Source organism: Candidatus Skiveiella danica (assembly GCF_022705245.1).
In the GTDB taxonomy this organism is placed as follows: Bacteria; Pseudomonadota; Gammaproteobacteria; order Burkholderiales; family Burkholderiaceae_C; genus Skiveiella; species Skiveiella danica.
In genome coordinates this window covers 233,197-249,839 of sequence record NZ_JAKJEW010000001.1, presented here as the reverse complement: position 1 = coordinate 249,839, position 16,643 = coordinate 233,197, and the positions used below count along the sequence as shown (strand labels likewise).

Annotated in this window: 14 protein-coding genes; 5 read left to right on the top strand and 9 right to left on the bottom strand. The window is 65.2% G+C overall.

Going from position 1 to position 16,643, the window contains the following annotated elements; all coding sequences use genetic code 11:
• The 3 genes from ACMUOY_RS01180 to ACMUOY_RS01170 all read right to left on the bottom strand — a co-directional run.
• The coding region (locus ACMUOY_RS01180; RefSeq protein WP_413890242.1) for a helix-turn-helix domain-containing protein at nt 1-175 on the bottom strand (175 nt) is incomplete at its 3' end.
• Nucleotides 176-268: 93 nt separating this feature from the next.
• Complete coding sequence (locus ACMUOY_RS01175; RefSeq protein WP_413890220.1) at nt 269-1,246, bottom strand: guanosine monophosphate reductase; 978 nt, start codon at nt 1,244-1,246, stop codon at nt 269-271.
• A 131-nt stretch (nt 1,247-1,377) separates the two neighbouring features.
• Nucleotides 1,378-2,148 carry a hypothetical protein gene (locus tag ACMUOY_RS01170; RefSeq protein WP_413890218.1) on the bottom strand — a complete coding sequence of 257 codons (771 nt, stop codon included), beginning with the start codon at nt 2,146-2,148 and terminating at the stop codon, nt 1,378-1,380.
• 52 nt (nt 2,149-2,200) lie between these two features.
• Here ACMUOY_RS01170 and ACMUOY_RS01165 point away from each other — a divergent pair, with 52 nt between their 5' ends.
• Nucleotides 2,201-4,600, top strand: a complete 2,400-nt coding sequence (locus ACMUOY_RS01165; protein ID WP_413890216.1) for a UvrD-helicase domain-containing protein — start codon at nt 2,201-2,203, stop codon at nt 4,598-4,600.
• Between the two features lie 39 nt (nt 4,601-4,639).
• Here ACMUOY_RS01165 and ACMUOY_RS01160 read toward each other — a convergent pair whose 3' ends face one another.
• Nucleotides 4,640-5,197 (bottom strand): hypothetical protein, encoded by a 558-nt coding sequence (locus ACMUOY_RS01160; protein WP_413890214.1) that lies wholly within the window; start codon nt 5,195-5,197, stop codon nt 4,640-4,642.
• Between the two features lie 105 nt (nt 5,198-5,302).
• Between ACMUOY_RS01160 and cls the strand changes: the two genes are divergently transcribed.
• Entirely contained in the window at nt 5,303-6,733 is a 1,431-nt protein-coding gene (cls, locus tag ACMUOY_RS01155; RefSeq protein ID WP_413890212.1) for a cardiolipin synthase, read from the top strand.
• 53 nt (nt 6,734-6,786) lie between these two features.
• On the opposite strand, the gene ACMUOY_RS01150 is transcribed toward cls, so the two are convergent.
• Together ACMUOY_RS01150 and ACMUOY_RS01145 are read right to left on the bottom strand one after the other, a co-directional pair.
• A complete protein-coding gene (locus ACMUOY_RS01150) occupies nt 6,787-7,575 on the bottom strand; it encodes a BPSS1780 family membrane protein (RefSeq protein WP_413890210.1) in 789 nt (262 codons plus the stop codon).
• 1 nt (nt 7,576) lies between these two features.
• Entirely contained in the window at nt 7,577-8,527 is a 951-nt protein-coding gene (locus tag ACMUOY_RS01145) for a homoserine kinase (protein WP_413890208.1), read from the bottom strand.
• Nucleotides 8,528-8,766: 239 nt separating this feature from the next.
• On the opposite strand from ACMUOY_RS01145, the gene polA reads away from it, so the two are divergent.
• The 3 genes from polA (at nt 8,767) to ACMUOY_RS01130 (ending at nt 13,467) form a co-directional block, all read left to right on the top strand.
• The gene (gene polA, locus ACMUOY_RS01140; RefSeq protein WP_413890206.1) at nt 8,767-11,565 is read left to right on the top strand and encodes a DNA polymerase I; all 2,799 of its coding nucleotides are present in this window, start codon (nt 8,767-8,769) and stop codon (nt 11,563-11,565) included.
• Nucleotides 11,566-11,727: 162 nt separating this feature from the next.
• On the top strand, nt 11,728-12,627 hold the full coding sequence (locus tag ACMUOY_RS01135; RefSeq protein WP_413890204.1) for a dienelactone hydrolase family protein: 900 nt from the start codon (nt 11,728-11,730) through the stop codon (nt 12,625-12,627).
• Nucleotides 12,628-12,672: 45 nt separating this feature from the next.
• Nucleotides 12,673-13,467 carry an enoyl-CoA hydratase-related protein gene (locus ACMUOY_RS01130; RefSeq protein WP_413890202.1) on the top strand — a complete coding sequence of 265 codons (795 nt, stop codon included), beginning with the start codon at nt 12,673-12,675 and terminating at the stop codon, nt 13,465-13,467.
• A 56-nt stretch (nt 13,468-13,523) separates the two neighbouring features.
• On the opposite strand, the gene ACMUOY_RS01125 is transcribed toward ACMUOY_RS01130, so the two are convergent.
• The 3 genes from ACMUOY_RS01125 to ACMUOY_RS01115 form a co-directional block, all read right to left on the bottom strand.
• On the bottom strand, nt 13,524-14,432 hold the full coding sequence (locus ACMUOY_RS01125; RefSeq protein WP_413890200.1) for a DUF2950 domain-containing protein: 909 nt from the start codon (nt 14,430-14,432) through the stop codon (nt 13,524-13,526).
• Nucleotides 14,433-14,447: 15 nt separating this feature from the next.
• Nucleotides 14,448-15,803 carry a DUF3300 domain-containing protein gene (locus ACMUOY_RS01120; RefSeq protein ID WP_413890198.1) on the bottom strand — a complete coding sequence of 452 codons (1,356 nt, stop codon included), beginning with the start codon at nt 15,801-15,803 and terminating at the stop codon, nt 14,448-14,450.
• Between the two features lie 117 nt (nt 15,804-15,920).
• A complete protein-coding gene (locus ACMUOY_RS01115; protein WP_413890196.1) occupies nt 15,921-16,568 on the bottom strand; it encodes a glycine zipper 2TM domain-containing protein in 648 nt (215 codons plus the stop codon).
• Nucleotides 16,569-16,643: the final 75 nt, after the last annotated feature.

Genomic DNA, 16,643 nt, shown 5'->3' with positions numbered 1-16,643 from the left:
ACTTGCAGTTGTAGGGGGCTGCCGGCGCATTGCGCCGGCTTTCACGACTGATGGTCGAGGGCGAGCGTCCAAGCGCTCGGGCAATGGCCCGCACGCTCATCCCCTGCTGTAACCCCAACGCTATGGTGCTGCGTTCCTCATAGCTCAAGTGTTCGTATTTCCGATCTTCCTTCATGCTGAACCTCCAGTTCTGAAATGGGGTGTTGCACTTGGAATTTGAGGGGGCCATGGGAAAGGGCTCACGACGCGCCGAAAACGCGCCCGGGTGTCACATCAGCAGGTGTTCGCCGGCGTTGTCGCCGCCCAGGATCACGTAGTTCACCTTGCGCACGTCCATGAGCTTGCGGCCACCCGAGTAGCTGATGGAGCTTTGCACGTCCTGCTCCATCTCGATCAGCGTTTCGGACAGCCGGCCCTTGATGGGCTCCAGGATGCGTTTGCCTTCGACGTGCTTGTATTCACCCTTGTTGAAGTCGCTGGCCGAGCCGTAGTACTCCTTGAACAGTTCACCATCGACTTCGACGGTTTTGCCTGGAGACTCCTCGTGGCCCGCGAACAGCGAGCCGATCATCACCATCGAAGCGCCGAAGCGGATGCTCTTGGCGATGTCGCCATGGCTGCGAATGCCACCGTCGGCGATGATGGGTTTGGTCGCCACACGGGCGCACCACTTGAGCGCCGACAGCTGCCAGCCGCCCGTGCCAAAGCCGGTCTTGAGCTTGGTGATGCAGACCTTGCCAGGGCCCACGCCGACCTTGGTGGCGTCGGCACCCCAGTTCTCGAGGTCGATCACGGCCTCCGGCGTGGCGACGTTGCCGGCGATGACGAAGGCCGAGGGCATCTTGGCCTTCAGGTAGCGCACCATTTTCTTCACGCTGTCGGCATGGCCGTGTGCGATGTCGATGGTGATGTATTCGGGGATCAGGCCCTCGTCCACCATCTGGTCTACGGCGGCGTAGTCGGGGGCCTTCACGCCCAGCGAGATCGATGCGTAGACGCCACGCGCTCGCATGTCGCGCACGAACTGCACGTTGTCCAGGTCGAACCGGTGCATGACGTAGAAATAGCCGTTCTCGGCCAGCCAGACGCAGATCTTTTCGTCGATGACGGTCTTCATGTTGGCCGGCACCACGGGGATGCGGAACTTCCGTCCGCCGAGCTCGACGCCGGCGTCGCACTCGGAGCGGCTCTCCACCAGGCACTTGCGTGGCAGCAGAAGAATGTTGTCGTAGTCGAAGATTTCCATGTGATTTCCAGGCGCCAGAAGGCTGTTGATTGAACAGGTGAGCGCTTGGCCTGGGACCGGTGTCTTGTGAGGCTGCCAGAAAAGCAGGCACAAAAAACCGGGCGCAAGAAGCTTGGGCCCGGTGATTGATTCTACCAGCGTTCACCGTCCGATGTGCATTGCGTTTGAGCGATCGCCCGGATGCGCCCCTTCGCATCTTCCACCCAGCCCACGACGCGAAGGCGTTCAGGCCGGGCGCCCGCAGGGATGCTCATCGGGCGCGATTCGTAGAAGCGCAATCGGTTCTGGTTTGATAGCGTCTCCTGACCATCCCACGCTGGGATCAGCACATTTCGGACCAGATTGCGCCGAACGGGCGAGCCTTCGGTGCCTGCGGGCAAGGTCTCAACGAGCGCCAGCCAGGCTTTGACCGGTGGCGCCGTTGGCCCGGGCATGCGCAACTCGATCGATGCGCCGATGTACCCGCCCAGCGCCTGACCGTGTGCGACGCGCAAGATCCAACCGGCGACCGGAAGCGATGCCTGCGCGGCGGACGACAAGGTGCTGGGCGCCGACAGGTTCAGCGTCTGAAGGCGCAGCAAGGCGTCGCGGCTTGCAGCCGCCGAAAGGGGTGCGTCCTCCTGCTGGGTGCCCGGCACGATCCAGTCCAGCGCCACGGCGCGCGGACCGGCCCGAAGTGCGGGCTGGCGGGTCCAGCAGTCGGCACAATCGGCGTTGATGAAACGATCGACCAAGCCGTTGGGTGGGCGATGCCCTTCGCTGGAGCACGATGACGGGCTTCCAGGCGAAGCGCCAGCGGGCAGGGTGGCGATGCAACAAGCAAATGCCAGACCGGCACGACGCAGTCCGGTGACAGCAGCCTGATAGCGCGGCCAGGAGCCGCAGACAGAAGGAATTGGCAACGACGGCTCCTGAATGACGGGATTTCGGGGCGGGGCTTTCTACAATCCATGGATGTTCCCAGAAGTCGCCCAGGATTCCCCGCTCTTACACAATCTCAACCCGGAACAGCGCAGCGCCGTCACTTTGCCCCCTGAGCACGCCTTGATTCTGGCAGGTGCCGGCTCGGGCAAGACACGGGTGCTGACCACGCGCATTGCCTGGCTGCTGCAGACCGGGCAGGTTTCGCCGGGCGGCATTCTGGCCGTGACCTTCACCAACAAGGCCGCGAAAGAGATGATGACGCGGCTGACGGCCATGCTTCCACTGAACGTGCGGGGCATGTGGATCGGCACCTTCCATGGCCTGTGTAACCGCTTCTTGCGTGCGCACTACAAGCTGGCCAACCTGCCGCAGGCGTTCCAGATTCTGGACACGCAGGACCAGCTCTCGGCCATCAAGCGGCTGATGAAGCAGTTCAACATCGACGACGAGCTTTTCCCGCCCAAGCAGATCCAGTACTTCATATCGGGCAACAAGGAAGAAGGCCTGCGCGCCCATGGGGTCGAGGCGCGCGACGAGGAAACGCGCAAGAAGGTCGAGATCTACCAGCTCTACGAAGACCAGTGCCAACGCGAAGGCGTGGTGGATTTCGGGGAGCTGATGTTGCGCTCCTATGAGCTGCTGCGCGACAACGATCCGATCCGCGAGCATTACCAGCGGCGCTTTCGCCACATCCTGATCGACGAGTTCCAGGACACCAACAAGCTGCAATACGCCTGGATCAAGCTGATCGCGGGGCAGGGCGAGGCAGCCGCCGACCATGCGTGCAGCGCGGTCCTGGCCGTGGGCGACGACGACCAGAGCATCTATGCCTTTCGTGGTGCACGTGTCGGCAACATGGCCGATTTCGTGCGGGAGTTCGATGTGCGGCACCAGATCAAGCTGGAGCAGAACTACCGCAGCTTCAGCAACATCCTCGATTCGGCCAACGAGCTCATTGCCCACAACAAGAAACGCCTGGGCAAGAACCTGCGCACCGACCAGGGTCCCGGCGAGCCGGTGCGGGTGTACGAGGCGACCAGCGACTTTGCCGAGGCGCAATGGATGGTCGAGGAAATGCGCCAGCTCGTCAAAGGCGATGGCCTGCAACGCCAGGAAATCGCCGTGCTCTACCGCAGCAACGCACAAAGTCGGGTGATCGAGACGGCGCTGTTCAATGCAGGCATGCCGTATCGCGTGTACGGCGGACTGCGTTTCTTCGAGCGTGCCGAAATCAAGCATGCGCTGGCGTACCTGCGGCTGCTCGAGAACAAGAACGACGACACCAGCTTCCTGCGCGTCGTCAACTTCCCGCCGCGCGGCATCGGCGCGCGCAGCCTGGAGCAGCTGCAGGACGTGGCGCGGGACACCGGCTGCTCGCTGCACGACGCCGTCAGCGCCGTGCCGGGCAAGGCGGGCGTCAACCTCGGCGCGTTTGTCGCGAAGATCGACGTGCTGCGCGAACAAACGGCAGGCTTGACCCTGCGCGAGATCATCGAACTGGTGCTGGACCACAGCGGCCTGATTGAGCACTACCGGCTGGACCGTGAAGGTGCCGACCGCATCGAGAACCTCGAAGAACTGGTGAACGCGGCGGAAAGCTTCGTCACGCAGGAGGGCTTTGGACGCGATGCGGTGGCGCTGCCGGTGGACGAATTGGGGGCCGCGCTGACGCAAAGCCCGGTGAGTCAGGGGCTGGATCCTGCGGCGGCCACCGCGTCGCCCGCCGAGGTGCTGGCGCCGGACGCCGAGACCGGCGAGACCCTGAGCCCCCTGGCGGCCTTTCTGACCCATGCCGCGCTGGAGTCAGGCGACAACCAGGCCCAGGCCGGGCAGGACGCGATCCAGCTCATGACGGTGCACGCCGCCAAAGGGCTGGAATTCGATTGCGTCTTCATCACCGGCATGGAGGAGGGCCTGTTCCCCCACGAAAACGCAATGAGCGACTACGAAGGGCTCGAAGAAGAGCGCCGCCTGATGTATGTGGCCATCACGCGGGCCCGCAAGCGCCTGTACCTGAGCCATTCGCAGACCCGCATGTTGCATGGCCAGACCCGCTACAACCTCAAGAGCCGTTTTTTCGACGAACTGCCCGAGGCGGCGCTGAAGTGGATCACGCCAAAGAACCAGGGATTTGGAGCCGGCCTGGGCACCGGGTACGGGGGCGTTCCGGGTGGCGTGGCGCAGCCGTCCTGGGGCCGCAGCAGTTTTGGCGCAAACGCCGACAGCTTCCGGAGTCCGCCGGTCCCGCCCCAGAAAGCCGACCCCGCGCACGGCCTGAAGGCTGGCCAGAAGGTGTTTCACAACAAGTTCGGCGAAGGCAAAGTGCTGGCCATCGAAGGCACGGGCGATGATGCGCGTGCCCAGGTGGATTTCCCCCGCCATGGCGTGAAGTGGCTGGCGCTGTCGGTGGCCAAGCTCACGCCGATCTGAACACCGTACCGGCCAAGGTCGGCGGCGATCAGGCCGACATCATTGGCGGGGCGCGACCCGGTTGTACTGGATGTGCCGGCGCAGGAACAAGCTGATTGAAGGTGATTCGATCAGGACCTTGCCGGCGGTGTCGACCACGGCCACCTGCACGGTTTGCTGGATATTGTCGGCGTCTGCGGCCAGGTTGAAATCACCCTGCGTGACGTTGATCGTGTTCGAAGTGAAGCTGCGCGGCAGCGGGTTGCCGTTGACCCGCAGCCGCAAGGTGTCGCCCAGGGTGGAGTTCAACGGCGGCTGAAGGTACACCTGAACCTGGAGATTGCCCGAATTGACCCAGAACGTGTCGCCATTGGCCGGCGACGTGATCAGCAGTTGCCCGTAGGCGGCCGCCGGCGCTTGCGGTAGCTGGGAGGATGGGGCGACCTTCGGCGTCTGGATCACATTGATCGGCTGCAGATCGACCTGCGTGGCCCCAGGCGTCGGCGTGTCTGAAAAGACGGGCCCCGCCTTGTCTGTGGACTGGTAGATCGGCTTCTGGGCAGCGGCGAGCAAGGGGAAGAGTAGCAGGGCGATCGCCAGGGTGATGGATGTCTTCATGTCGGTTTCCTCAATCCGCGAAGGCCTCATTCTGCATCAGGCGCGGGCGCTGACGGTCGCTCCTGCGTGGTGACGCCTTCTCCTGCCGGACACTACACTCCGGCCATGGACTTCAGCCTGCTGACCCTTCTTCACGTGGCCGTTTTGTTGGCGGTTGCCCTTCGGTTGTTTTCCCGGCGCAACACCAATGGCAGTGCGCTGGCCTGGTTGCTGCTGGTGATCCTGGTGCCGGTGGTGGGCGTGGTGATGTACCTCCTGATCGGCGAGCGCCGACTGGGCCGGACCTGGATGCGCCGCGCCATTGCGATGCAACCCCAGGTGCTCGAATGGGCGCGCGGCATTCCGGCCGCCAGCCTCTCGGCGCCTGACAGCCTGGCACCGGGTGCGCAGGGCATCTGCCGGCTGGCCAGCGGGGCGGTCGGCATGCCCCTGATGGCCGGGCATCGCCTGCAGCTGCTGCCCGACAGCGAATCGAGCATGCAGGCACTGATTGCGGATATCGATGCGGCAACGGCCTCGGTTCATACCGAGTTCTACATCTGGAGTGCGGGTGGGTTCGTGGACGATTTCGTGGCCGCGCTGACCCGGGCGGCGCAGCGCGGGGTGGCGTGCAGTGCGCTGATGGATTCGTTGGGCAGCCGCCCGTTCTTCAAGTCCGAATCGGTCGCCCGACTGCGGGCGGCCGGAGTGAAGGTGGTCGAGGTTCTGCCGGTGAACCCGCTGCGGGCCTTGTTTGTGCGTTTTGATTTGCGCGATCACCGCAAGATCGCGGTGATCGACCGGCGCATCGCCTATACCGGCAGCATGAACATCGCAGATCCGCGTTTCTTCAAGCAGGATGCGGGCGTCGGCGAGTGGGTGGATGCCATGGTGCGTGTCGAGGGGCCGGCCGCCTGGGCGCTGGAGGCCGTCTCGCTGTCGCTCACAGCCCTGCAGACCGGCGCCGACTTCGCGCCCCCGCCCCCGCCCGACCTGCCGCCCGCCGGCTCCAGCCTGGTCCAGATTTTCCCCAGTGGTCCGCAGTCGTCGAGCCGGCACATCGAGCAGTTGCTTCTGGCCGCGATCTATTCGGCCCGGCGCGAAGTCGTGCTGACCACGCCCTATTTCATTCCGAGCGAGGCCTTGCTGACGGCCCTGCGTTCGGCGGCGATGCGCGGCGTGCGGGTGGTGCTGATCGTGCCGGCGCGCGTGGACTCGATGCTGGTGCGCTATGCCGGCAATGCCTATTTCAACGACCTGCTGGCAGCCGGCGTCGAAGTGCTGTGCTTTGGTGACGGGTTGCTGCACACCAAGAGCATGGTGATCGATGGCGAGGTCACGATCTTTGGGACGGTCAACCTGGATCTGCGCAGTTTCGAGCTCAACTTCGAGGTCTCGCTGATCGCGTATGACATGGACTTTTCTGCGGCCACCCGCGAGCTGCAGGCGCGCTATGCGGCCCGGTCCACACCGATCGATCAGGCCCAATGGCTGGCGCGCCCCTGGTGGCGGCGCACGCTGGAGAACGCGGTGCAGATGATGAGCCCGCTGCTCTGACCGGGCACCATCGGGTCAATGGCATGGATGCCCTGCCGCTGCTTGCTCGCGCGTCACAGGTTCCCAGGTGTTTCGGTCTCGTCGGTGACAAAGCAGTCGCGCACCGTGAAATACATCGAGGTGAAGAACATCGATGCCAGCAGCAGCATGAGCGGCACCATGGCCGCAGCGGCGAAATCGGCGCTGCCGACCACACCGGCGACGAGCATCACCACCAGCGCGGCGGCGATGAACACGCCGAGCCAGGCCAGCCCGTAGACCGTGAAGGCGCCCACGTTACGCACGCAGGCCACGATGCTGAAGAACAGGCTCTTCATGGGGGACACGCCGTGCCAGTGCACCAGCGCCGGTGCGTGCCAGAAGAGCATGGAAAGCGGCAGGTACAGCGCCGTGGAGACCCACATGGCCGTCTGGAAATCGGGCGCCGAGACCAGTTCCTGCGTGATCTTGCCGCCCAGCAGATAGAGACGGGCAAACTTGCCGCCGTCGAAAAGGGTCGAAATGCCCATGATGGCGAGAAAGCCCACCGCATAGAAGGCGCCCAGTGTCAGCATGGCCCGCATCCGCTCACGCCCGGCCCGAAAGGCGCTGATCAGGATCGTTGGCATCGGGAACTTGCCCTTGCTGGCTTCCAGCGTCGCCGCCATCAGGCCCAGCGTCGCTGCCGGCAGAAGGGTCAGGGCCAGCGCACTGCCCACGAAGGGCACCAGGGTCGCCACGGACATCAGGGCCATGAACATGAAGAACAGGCCGGCGAAGGCCAGCGGCTGGCGGAAGAAGGTGGTGATGCCGAGCTTCACCCAGACCAGGCCGGTGCGCGCAGGAACGATATTGAGTTTCATGTCAGGCCGCTACCGGGTGAGCCATGCGCTGGCGCAGCACCCGTTCAAAGTGGGTGGGGTCGTGGGGTTTCAGCATGGAGGCTTCCCTGGGCAGGTGGTAGTCCCACAGCCGGGAAACCCAGAAACGCAACGCGCCGGCGCGCAGCAGGGCGGGCAGCAGGTGCCGCTCCGCAGCCGATAGCGGGCGCACGTCGCGGTACGCGTCCAGGAAGGCACGGGCCCGATCGGCGGCGTGCGCACCGGTGGCCAGGTCGATGCACCAGTCGTTCAGGCAGACGGCAATGTCGAACAACCAGGTGTCGACGCCCGCGAAATAGAAATCAAAGAAGCCGGTGAGTTCCGCGCCGTCGAACATCACGTTGTCGCGGAACAGGTCGGCATGGACTGGCCCGCGTGGCAAGGCGGCATAGCCGCTGGAGGCCGCGATGTGGTTCTGGAAGGCCAATTCACTGCGGATCAGCGCCGCCTGCGATGGATCGAGAAACGGCAGCACCACGGGCACGGTTTCGTTCCACCAGGGCAGGCCGCGCAAATTGGGCTGGTGGCGGTTGAAGTCGCGTCCGGCCAGGTGCATGCGCGCGAGCATGGTGCCAACCGCAGCGCAATGACTCACGTCGGGCGCCAGCTGGCTTTTGCCGCGCAGGCGGCTCACCACCGCTGCAGGTTTGCCGCAGACCCTGTGCAGGATTTCGCCTTGGTCGTTGGCCGCCGGATCGGGCACCGGAATGCCGTGCCGCGCCAGGTGCTTCATCAGGTAGAGGTAGAACGGCAGCTGCTCGAACGAAAGGCGCTCGAACAGCGTCATCACCCAAGGGCCTGCGCTGGTGGTGGCAAAGTAATTGGTGTTCTCGATGCCGCCCTCGATGCCGCGCAGTTCGCTGAGCTGGCCCAGATGCAGTTCGCTCAGGAGGCGCTGGGCCTCATCCGGGGTGACTTCGGTAAATACGGCCATCGTTCAATGGAGGGTTGTGGGCACCGCGGCGCACCGCCGTACAGGCAGGTTGCGAACGCGAAATGCTCATGAAAATATAGCTGCTAGTGACCATTTGACGATGGGAAATGGGCTATTTCTTTGAAAAACAAGCCACTGGGGCATCGCGGCACGCCATGTGCTGCAAGACCCCGGTCTCCCGGCGCCAGTGAGGATTGTAGGGGCGCGCGCGCGGGCGGCGGCCCATGCACAATGCGGCCATGAACGACAAGAAGACCCTGTTGCTGGTGGATGGCTCCAGCTATCTCTACCGCGCCTTCCATGCCATGCCCGACCTGCGCGCCGTGCCCGGCGACCCCTCCAGTCCGGCCACCGGAGCCATCCGGGGCATGATCAACATGATGCAGGCGTTGCGCAAGGAGGTGCGGGCCGACTACGCCGCCTGCGTTTTCGACGCCAAGGGTCCGACCTTCCGCGACGCGATCTACCCCGAGTACAAGGCGCAACGCAGCCCCATGCCCGACGACCTTCGCGCGCAGATTCCGCCGATCCACGAGGTGGTGCGCCTGCTGGGCTGGAAGGTGCTCAATGTGCCCGGTGTGGAAGCCGACGACGTGATCGGCACGCTGGCCGTCACCGCCGCGCGCCAGGGCATCGAGGTGATTGTCTCCAGCGGCGACAAGGACCTGGCCCAACTCGTGGATGAGCACATCACCATCATCGACACCATGAACGGCCGCCGGCGCGACCTGGCCGGTGTGGTGGCCGAATTCGGCGTGCCGGCGCGCCTGATGGTGGACTTCCAGACCCTGGTGGGCGACCAGGTGGACAACGTGCCCGGCGTGGAAAAGGTCGGCCCGAAGACGGCCGCCAAGTGGTTGCAGGAATACGGCTCGCTCGACGCCGTGGTTGCCAACGCCGACAAGATCAAGGGCGCCGCCGGCGAGAACCTGCGCAAGGCACTGGACTGGCTCCCGACCGCGCGATCGCTGCTGACGGTCAAGACCGATTGTGCGCTGGACGACTGGATCGACGGCCTGCCTGCTCTAGATTCGATAGCTATCAATGACCAGAAAACGCTGGGTTTGCGTGATTTTTATGAGAAATTCGGCTTCAAGGGCCTGGCCAGGGCGCTGGGCGGCGATGCGGGCGCATCCGGCGCCGGTCCCGCGCCCGCAACCGGCCGCGCCGACGTGCAGCAGGGCGCAAACATGGGCCTGTTTGACGATCCGGCCCCGGCGACGTCGGCGGTCTCTGCCAAAACCTACGACACCATCCTGACCTGGGAGGCCTTCGACACCTGGCTGGCCCGGGTTGAAGCGGCGGACCTGGTCGCGCTCGACACCGAAACCACCTCGCTCGACGAGATGCGCGCCCAGATCGTCGGTATATCTTTCAGCGTAACCCCCGGCGAGGCCGCCTACATCCCGCTGCGCCACGACGGCCCGGACGCACCGCAGCAGCTGCCGTTCGACGAGGTGCTGGCGCGCCTGAAGCCCTGGCTGGAAAACCCGCAGCGGCCCAAGCTGGGCCAGCACATCAAGTACGACCGCCACGTCTTTGCCAATCACGGCATCGAGGTGCAGGGCTACGCCCACGACACCATGTTGCAGAGCTATGTGCTGGAGGTGCACAAGCCGCACGGCCTGAGCAGCCTGGCCGAGCGCCACCTGGGCCGCGGCGGCATCAGCTACGAGGAGCTGTGCGGAAAGGGTGCGCACCAGATCCCGTTCGCGCAGGTCGACGTCGTCCGGGCAGCGCAGTACTCGTGCGAGGACTCCGACCTGACGCTGGACGTGCACCGCACGCTCTGGCCCCGGCTGCAGGCCGCTCACAAGCTGCGCGCCATCTACGAGCTGGAGATCGCCAGCAGCGAGACGCTGTACCGCATCGAGCGCAACGGCGTGCTGATCGACGCCCCCACGCTGGCCCGCCAGAGCCAGGAACTGGGCCAGCGCATCGTGGCGCTGGAGAACGAGGCCTACGCGATTGCCGGCCAGCCCTTCAACCTGAGCAGCCCCAAGCAGCTGGGTGAAATCTTCTTCGACAAGCTCGGCCTGCCCGTCATCAAAAAGACTGCCACCGGTGCGCGCAGCACCGACGAGGAGGTGCTGGAGAAGCTCGCCGAGGACTACCCGCTGCCCGCCAAGATTCTGGAGCACCGTGGCCTGGCCAAGCTCAAGGGCACCTACACCGACAAACTGGCCCAGCTGGCCGACCCGCGCACCGGGCGCGTGCACACCCACTACGCGCAGGCGGTAGCGGTGACCGGGCGCCTGTCCAGCAACGACCCGAACCTGCAGAACATCCCGATCCGCACGCCCGAGGGCCGGCGCGTGCGCGAGGCCTTTGTCGCGCCACCGGGCAGCCTGATCGCCAGCGCCGACTACAGCCAGATCGAACTGCGCATCATGGCGCACCTCAGTGGCGACGAGGCCCTGCTGCGCGCCTTTACCGATGGGCAGGACGTGCACCGTGCCACGGCGGCCGAGGTGTTCAGCCTGGAGCCGGAGCAGGTGAGTTCCGAGCAGCGCCGCTACGCCAAGGTGATCAACTTCGGTCTGATCTACGGCATGAGCGCCTTTGGCCTGGCCAAGAACCTCGACATCGAGACCAAGGCGGCCGCCGCCTACATCGACCGCTATTTCCAGCGCTACCCCGGCGTCAAGCGCTACATGGACGAGACCAGGCAGATGGCCAAGGCCCAGGGCTACGTGGAGACGGTGTTCGGCCGGCGCCTGTACCTTCCGGAGATCAACTCGCCCAATGGACCGCGGCGAAGCGGCGCCGAGCGCGCGGCGATCAATGCGCCGATGCAGGGCACGGCGGCGGACCTGATCAAGATGAGCATGGTGGCGGTGCAGCAGGTGCTGGACGCCGAACAGCGCGGCACGAAGATGATCATGCAGGTGCACGACGAACTGGTGTTCGAGGTGCCCGAGGCCGAGGTGGACTGGCTGCGGGTGGAGATCCCCCGCCTCATGGCCGGTGTGGCCCAGCTCAAGGTGCCGCTGCTGGCCGAGGTGGGTGTAGGGCCGAACTGGGACCAGGCGCACTGACGAAATACCGGACGGTTTCGTCTGGTACCGCGATGTGCAGATGGAAACCCTCGTGCGCACAACGGCCATTGTTCTCCAATAGACTGGCAGCACGGTTCAGCCTGTCTCCAGGCTTGGGTCGCACTTTCCACCCAACATCACCCCACCCACGGAGTCCCGACGATGCTGCGCGAAGACCTTCAATCCGAATTCAATGCCTTGCTGCCCGGCCGTTCCACCGAGGCCGGCGCCACCCGGCGCACCGCGCTCAAGGCGGCGCTGGGCGTGGGCTATGCCGCGTCCACCTTGCCGATCATGGCGCAGACAGCCATCAAGACGTCCAGTGAGGGCCTGACAGCCGGTGAGGTGACTATTGACGTCAACGGCTTCAAGATGGCTGCCTACCGGGCCGCGCCCGCCAGCAAGACCGGGCTGCCCGTGGTGCTGGTGCTGTCCGAGATCTTCGGTGTGCACGAGTACATCGCCGACACGACACGCCGCTTCGCCAAGGCCGGCTACCTGGCCATTGCGCCCGAGCTGTTCCAGCGCCAGGGTGACGCCCAGAGCTACGGTGAAATGGCCAAGCTCATGGCCGAAGTCATCTCCAAGGTGCCGGATGCCCAGGTCATGGGCGACCTCGACGCCACCGTGAAGTGGGCCGCGGCCAACGGCGGTGACGTCAGGAAACTGGCCGTCACAGGCTTCTGCTGGGGTGGACGCCAGACCTGGCTGTACGCGGCCCACAACAAGAACGTGAAGGCGGGCGTGGCCTGGTATGGTCGCCTGGTCGGCGCTCAGAACGACCTCACGCCGAAGAACCCGATCGATATCGCCGCCCATCTGGCCGGGCCGGTGCTCGGCCTCTACGGCGGGGCGGACACCGGCATCCCGCTGGAAACGGTCGAGAAGATGAAAGTCGCGCTGGCTTCGGGCGACGCGGCGGCCAGGGCGTCGAAATTCGTGGTCTACCCCGATGCACCGCATGCCTTCCACGCCGACTACCGGCCCAGTTACCGCAAGGAAGCGGCAGACGACGGCTGGAAGCGCGCGCTGGATTGGTTCAAGGCCAACGGCGTGGCCTGACCCGCAGGCCATGCATTGAAAAGGCCGCCCGTAGCAAATGCGGCCATGAGCTACGAGCATCTCCTTGTCGCGGCCGACGGGCCGATCACCACGGTGACGCTGAACCGCGTCGATCAACGCAATGCCCTGTCGCTGGGTGTGATGCGCGAACTGACAGCCGCGTTGACGGCGATCGCGCGGACCGACGCGCGCGGGGTGATTCTGGCCGCCAACGGCCCGGTGTTCAGCGCCGGCCATGATTTCGCCGACATGGCGGGCGCAGGTCTGGAGCAGGCGCGTGAACTGTTCCGGGTGTGCACCACGATGATGAACACGATCCAGAGCCTTCCGCAGCCCGTCGTGGCGCGGGTCCACGCGCTGGCAACGGCCGGCGGGTGCCAGTTGGTGGCCAGTTGTGACCTCGCGGTGGCCGCCAGCACTGCGATGTTTGCCATTCCCGGCGGCAAGGCGGGCCTGTTCTGTCACACCCCGCTGGTGGCGGTGGCGCGCAACGTGGGCCGCAAGCGCGCCCTGGAGATGGCCATGACCGGCGATGCCATCGATGCGGCCACCGCGGCCGACTGGGGACTCATCAACAAGGCCGTTGCCCCTGATCGGCTCGAAGCCGAAACCCGGGATCTGATCGAGCGGGCCACCCGTGGCAGCGCACTGTCCAAGGAGCTTGGCAAGCAGGCCTTCTATCGGCAGGTGGACCTGCCACAGGATGATGCTTATGACTTCGCGGTGGAGCGCATGGCCACCGCATCCCTGCTGCCAGACTCTCGGGAAGGCATCGCCGCATTCTTTGAGAAGCGGCCTGCGCGCTTCACCCAGGTTCCTGGCTCAGACGAGCAGCCCTGAACCTGAGCGGTGTCCGCCGCACCCTGCAAGGCCAGTATGCGTGCGGGCTCATACCGCTACTTGGCAGGCGCCACCTTCTGCCAGCTCGCGTCCGGGTTGTAGACCTTCATCCGGCGCGCGGCCGCGTCGGTGGCAGGCCCCAGATTCTTCTGGTAGACCGTGCCGTCGCGACTGAGGATGAAGGTCATCACCCCCGTGTCGCCGTAGCGCTCCGGCCAGGCAACCAAGGCAAACCCCTCGGTCATCAAGCCATTGCGCAGGTAGCTCCGGGCGCCGCCTGGCGCGTCCTTGCCCTGTTCGGTCAGCACGTGATAGCGGTAGCCGTGATAGGCCTGCCCGGGCCGGACGTCCGCAAACGCCGGACCCAGCGGGCTCTCCGGCGCATTGGCTGCCGAGGGCCAGTACAAGCCGTCGCGCTTGCCAGGGGTTGAGACGGCGCGCTGCGCGAAGTGCTTCACGGCCCGTCCATCCGGGTTGGCTGCATAGAACTCTTCCTGGGCGTCAGCGACGGCGAGCACCGTCTGGATCGCGGCCAGTTCGTTGCGTCCGATGCGACGGGTCTGCAATTCGGCCGGGGTCGCCTTGATGTCGAACTTCCAGCCGGCGGCCGTCTTCACAATCGGGATCGGCAGCGTCCAGCCGTTGGTGCCGACTTCCAGCATGGCCTTGTTGTCGCCCGACGCCACGATCTTGTTTCCGCGTGCCCAGGCAGCCAGAAAATTGAGCCGATCCTGGTAGTCGGCGGTCTCAGGCGGGATGTAGCGGCCATAGCCGGCACCGAGTACGGTCTTCAACTGCGTGTCGTCGTTGCGGGCCAGACTGTCGACAAAGGCATCGGCAGCCGCAGAGGGCGACGGATAGGCCTGCTGGGCAAGGGCTGGCATCGCGAGGGCCACGGCGCCGGTCATCACGAAGGCGCCAAGCGCCTGTTGCAGGGCCTTGCGAGCACTTGTTGTGTTCATCATGTCCTATTCCTCCTGTTACCGGCCACGGCCACCACCACCAGCCCTGCCGCCGCCTCCGCCTCCGCCTCCGCCGGCCCGTGCGCCACCACCGCCACCGCCACCGCCACCGGCTCGCGCACCACCGCCCGACGGGGCGGGGCGGGCAGATGGCGCCGGGCGCGCCATCTGTTGGCTGGCCGCGCCCCGATCCATCTGCTGGCGGGCCTGCCGGTCGCCGGCGCCGGCCAGCGCGTTGTCTCGGGATGCAGCCTGCGGACGCTGCTGTCCTGCCCCGCGATCCATGTTTTGCAGGCCTTGTTGCATCGCACCGCGATCCACGCTTTGGGCCCTGTCACGGGCCGATCCAGTGTTGGCGGCAACGCCGCGGTCCTGCATCGTCTGCGCGGCGCGCTCTCGGCTGGCGTCGCGCGACGGGTCACGCCCTGTGTCCTTGCCTCGATACTGTTCCCGGTTGCCTGACTGGTACTTCTTGTCAAGGTTCTGACGGGTCGCGTCCCCGCCGCGGTACGGCGTATTGCCACGACGCTCGGGGTTGTGGTTCCAGTTCGACCGGTTGCCGTTGGCGTTGATCTGCCGGTTCACGTTGATGTTGTTGTAGCGGTTGACATTGACATTCACGCTGCCATGGCCCCAGTTGCAGCCGCCCCACAGCGCGTTGCTGATGCCGATGCCGATGCCCCAGGCAATGCCGGTGGCAATGGTGCGGGAGAACCAGTAGCCCGGAGGCGGGGGGTAGTAGTAGGGTGGGTAGGCGGGGTACGGCCAGGGTCCATAGACATAGGCCGGGTTGTATGCCGGCACATAGACCACACTGGGCTGCGCCGGCTCGATCACGATCACCTGCGCTGGCGGCGCCGACTGCTGCACGACCGTGGTCACGGGCGCCTCGGGCTTCTGCGTCGAGACCTTGATCTCCTCGTTGCTCTTGAGGTTGCCCGCTTGCTGGGCTTTCTGGCGCAGGCGTTGCACCGCGTTCATCACATCCTCGGGTTGGGCCAGAAAGGCGTCGCCCATGTTGCGCACCCAGTCGGGCTTGTCGCCGAAGGTGATCAGCACTTCAGGGAAAGCCACCAGCGAGGCAACCGAGGGGTCCCAGGGCTGGTTCTCCACCAGCTTGACGGCCGCATCGCCCTTGTCGTTGGGATGGCTCTTCGACCAGGCCGCGGCGGCCGCGAAGTCGTCAGGGTAAGTGGTGGCCATGAACAGCTGCGCCAGCAGGGAGTCCGGATACAGAGCAACAGGCGCCGTCATCTGCTCAAGTTGCTCGTTGCTGAACGGCTTGGCGGCGGTCTGCGCAAAGGCCGCCTGGGGCAGCAGCAGGGCCAGACCGAAAGCAGCCCCGGTGAGCCAGGAAAAAATGCGTTTGATCACCTGAATCTCCTCAAAAACGGTCTTCTCTGTACCCGCGATCGCTCTGGGCAGGGGTGCCCAATAGCGGATTGAATGGAATCATAGCCCCAGTCGCGAAGGGGCTGCGCGTCAGGCAGGTCACGGACGGGTGATGCTGTTGCCCGCTCGCTTGACGCTGTCGCCCACCTTGTAGCCTGGGTTGTTTTCGAACTCGTAGCTGGAGGTGCCGCCACCGGAGAAGCTGACATCCACCTTCCATACGTTCTTCGATTTCATTTTCTTTTCCACCTCGCGCCCTGCGTAGGCGCCACCCGCAGCACCCGCAACGGTGGCCAGAGTCTTGCCGGTGCCGCCGCCGATCTGGTGCCCCAGCACACCGCCGACAACGCCACCGCCGATCAGTCCCACGGCGCTGCCTTCCCCCTTCTTCTCGACCTGCTTCACGCTGACAACCTTGCCACAATCGACGCAGGCTGGCGCAGCGGCAACGGGCTGGCCCGCTGCGGTCATCTCGGCTTTGGCTGCGGCGACGGCCTTGTCGTATTCACTCTGTGCGTCGCGCTTGCACTGCATGCGTGTGGCCGATTCCGTTTCGGCATTGCAGATCTTCTGGTCGCCCTCGAGGCGTGTCTTGGCTCGCTTGACGCTGGCGTCGTATTGCGCCTTGGGCGTCAGCACCGTTGAAGAGGGGCCGTTTGCTGCCTGGGGGGACGTCTGGGCCACGGCCCCGGTCATCGTTGTCAGCACCAAGGCTGCGGCGACAAGGTTGGAAAGGTGTTGACGCATGATGCTCCCAAAAAATTAGCGTTAGGCGCTCAGGATAAACCCAAAAACGGGTGCCGTGAACCGTCTCCCTCGCTG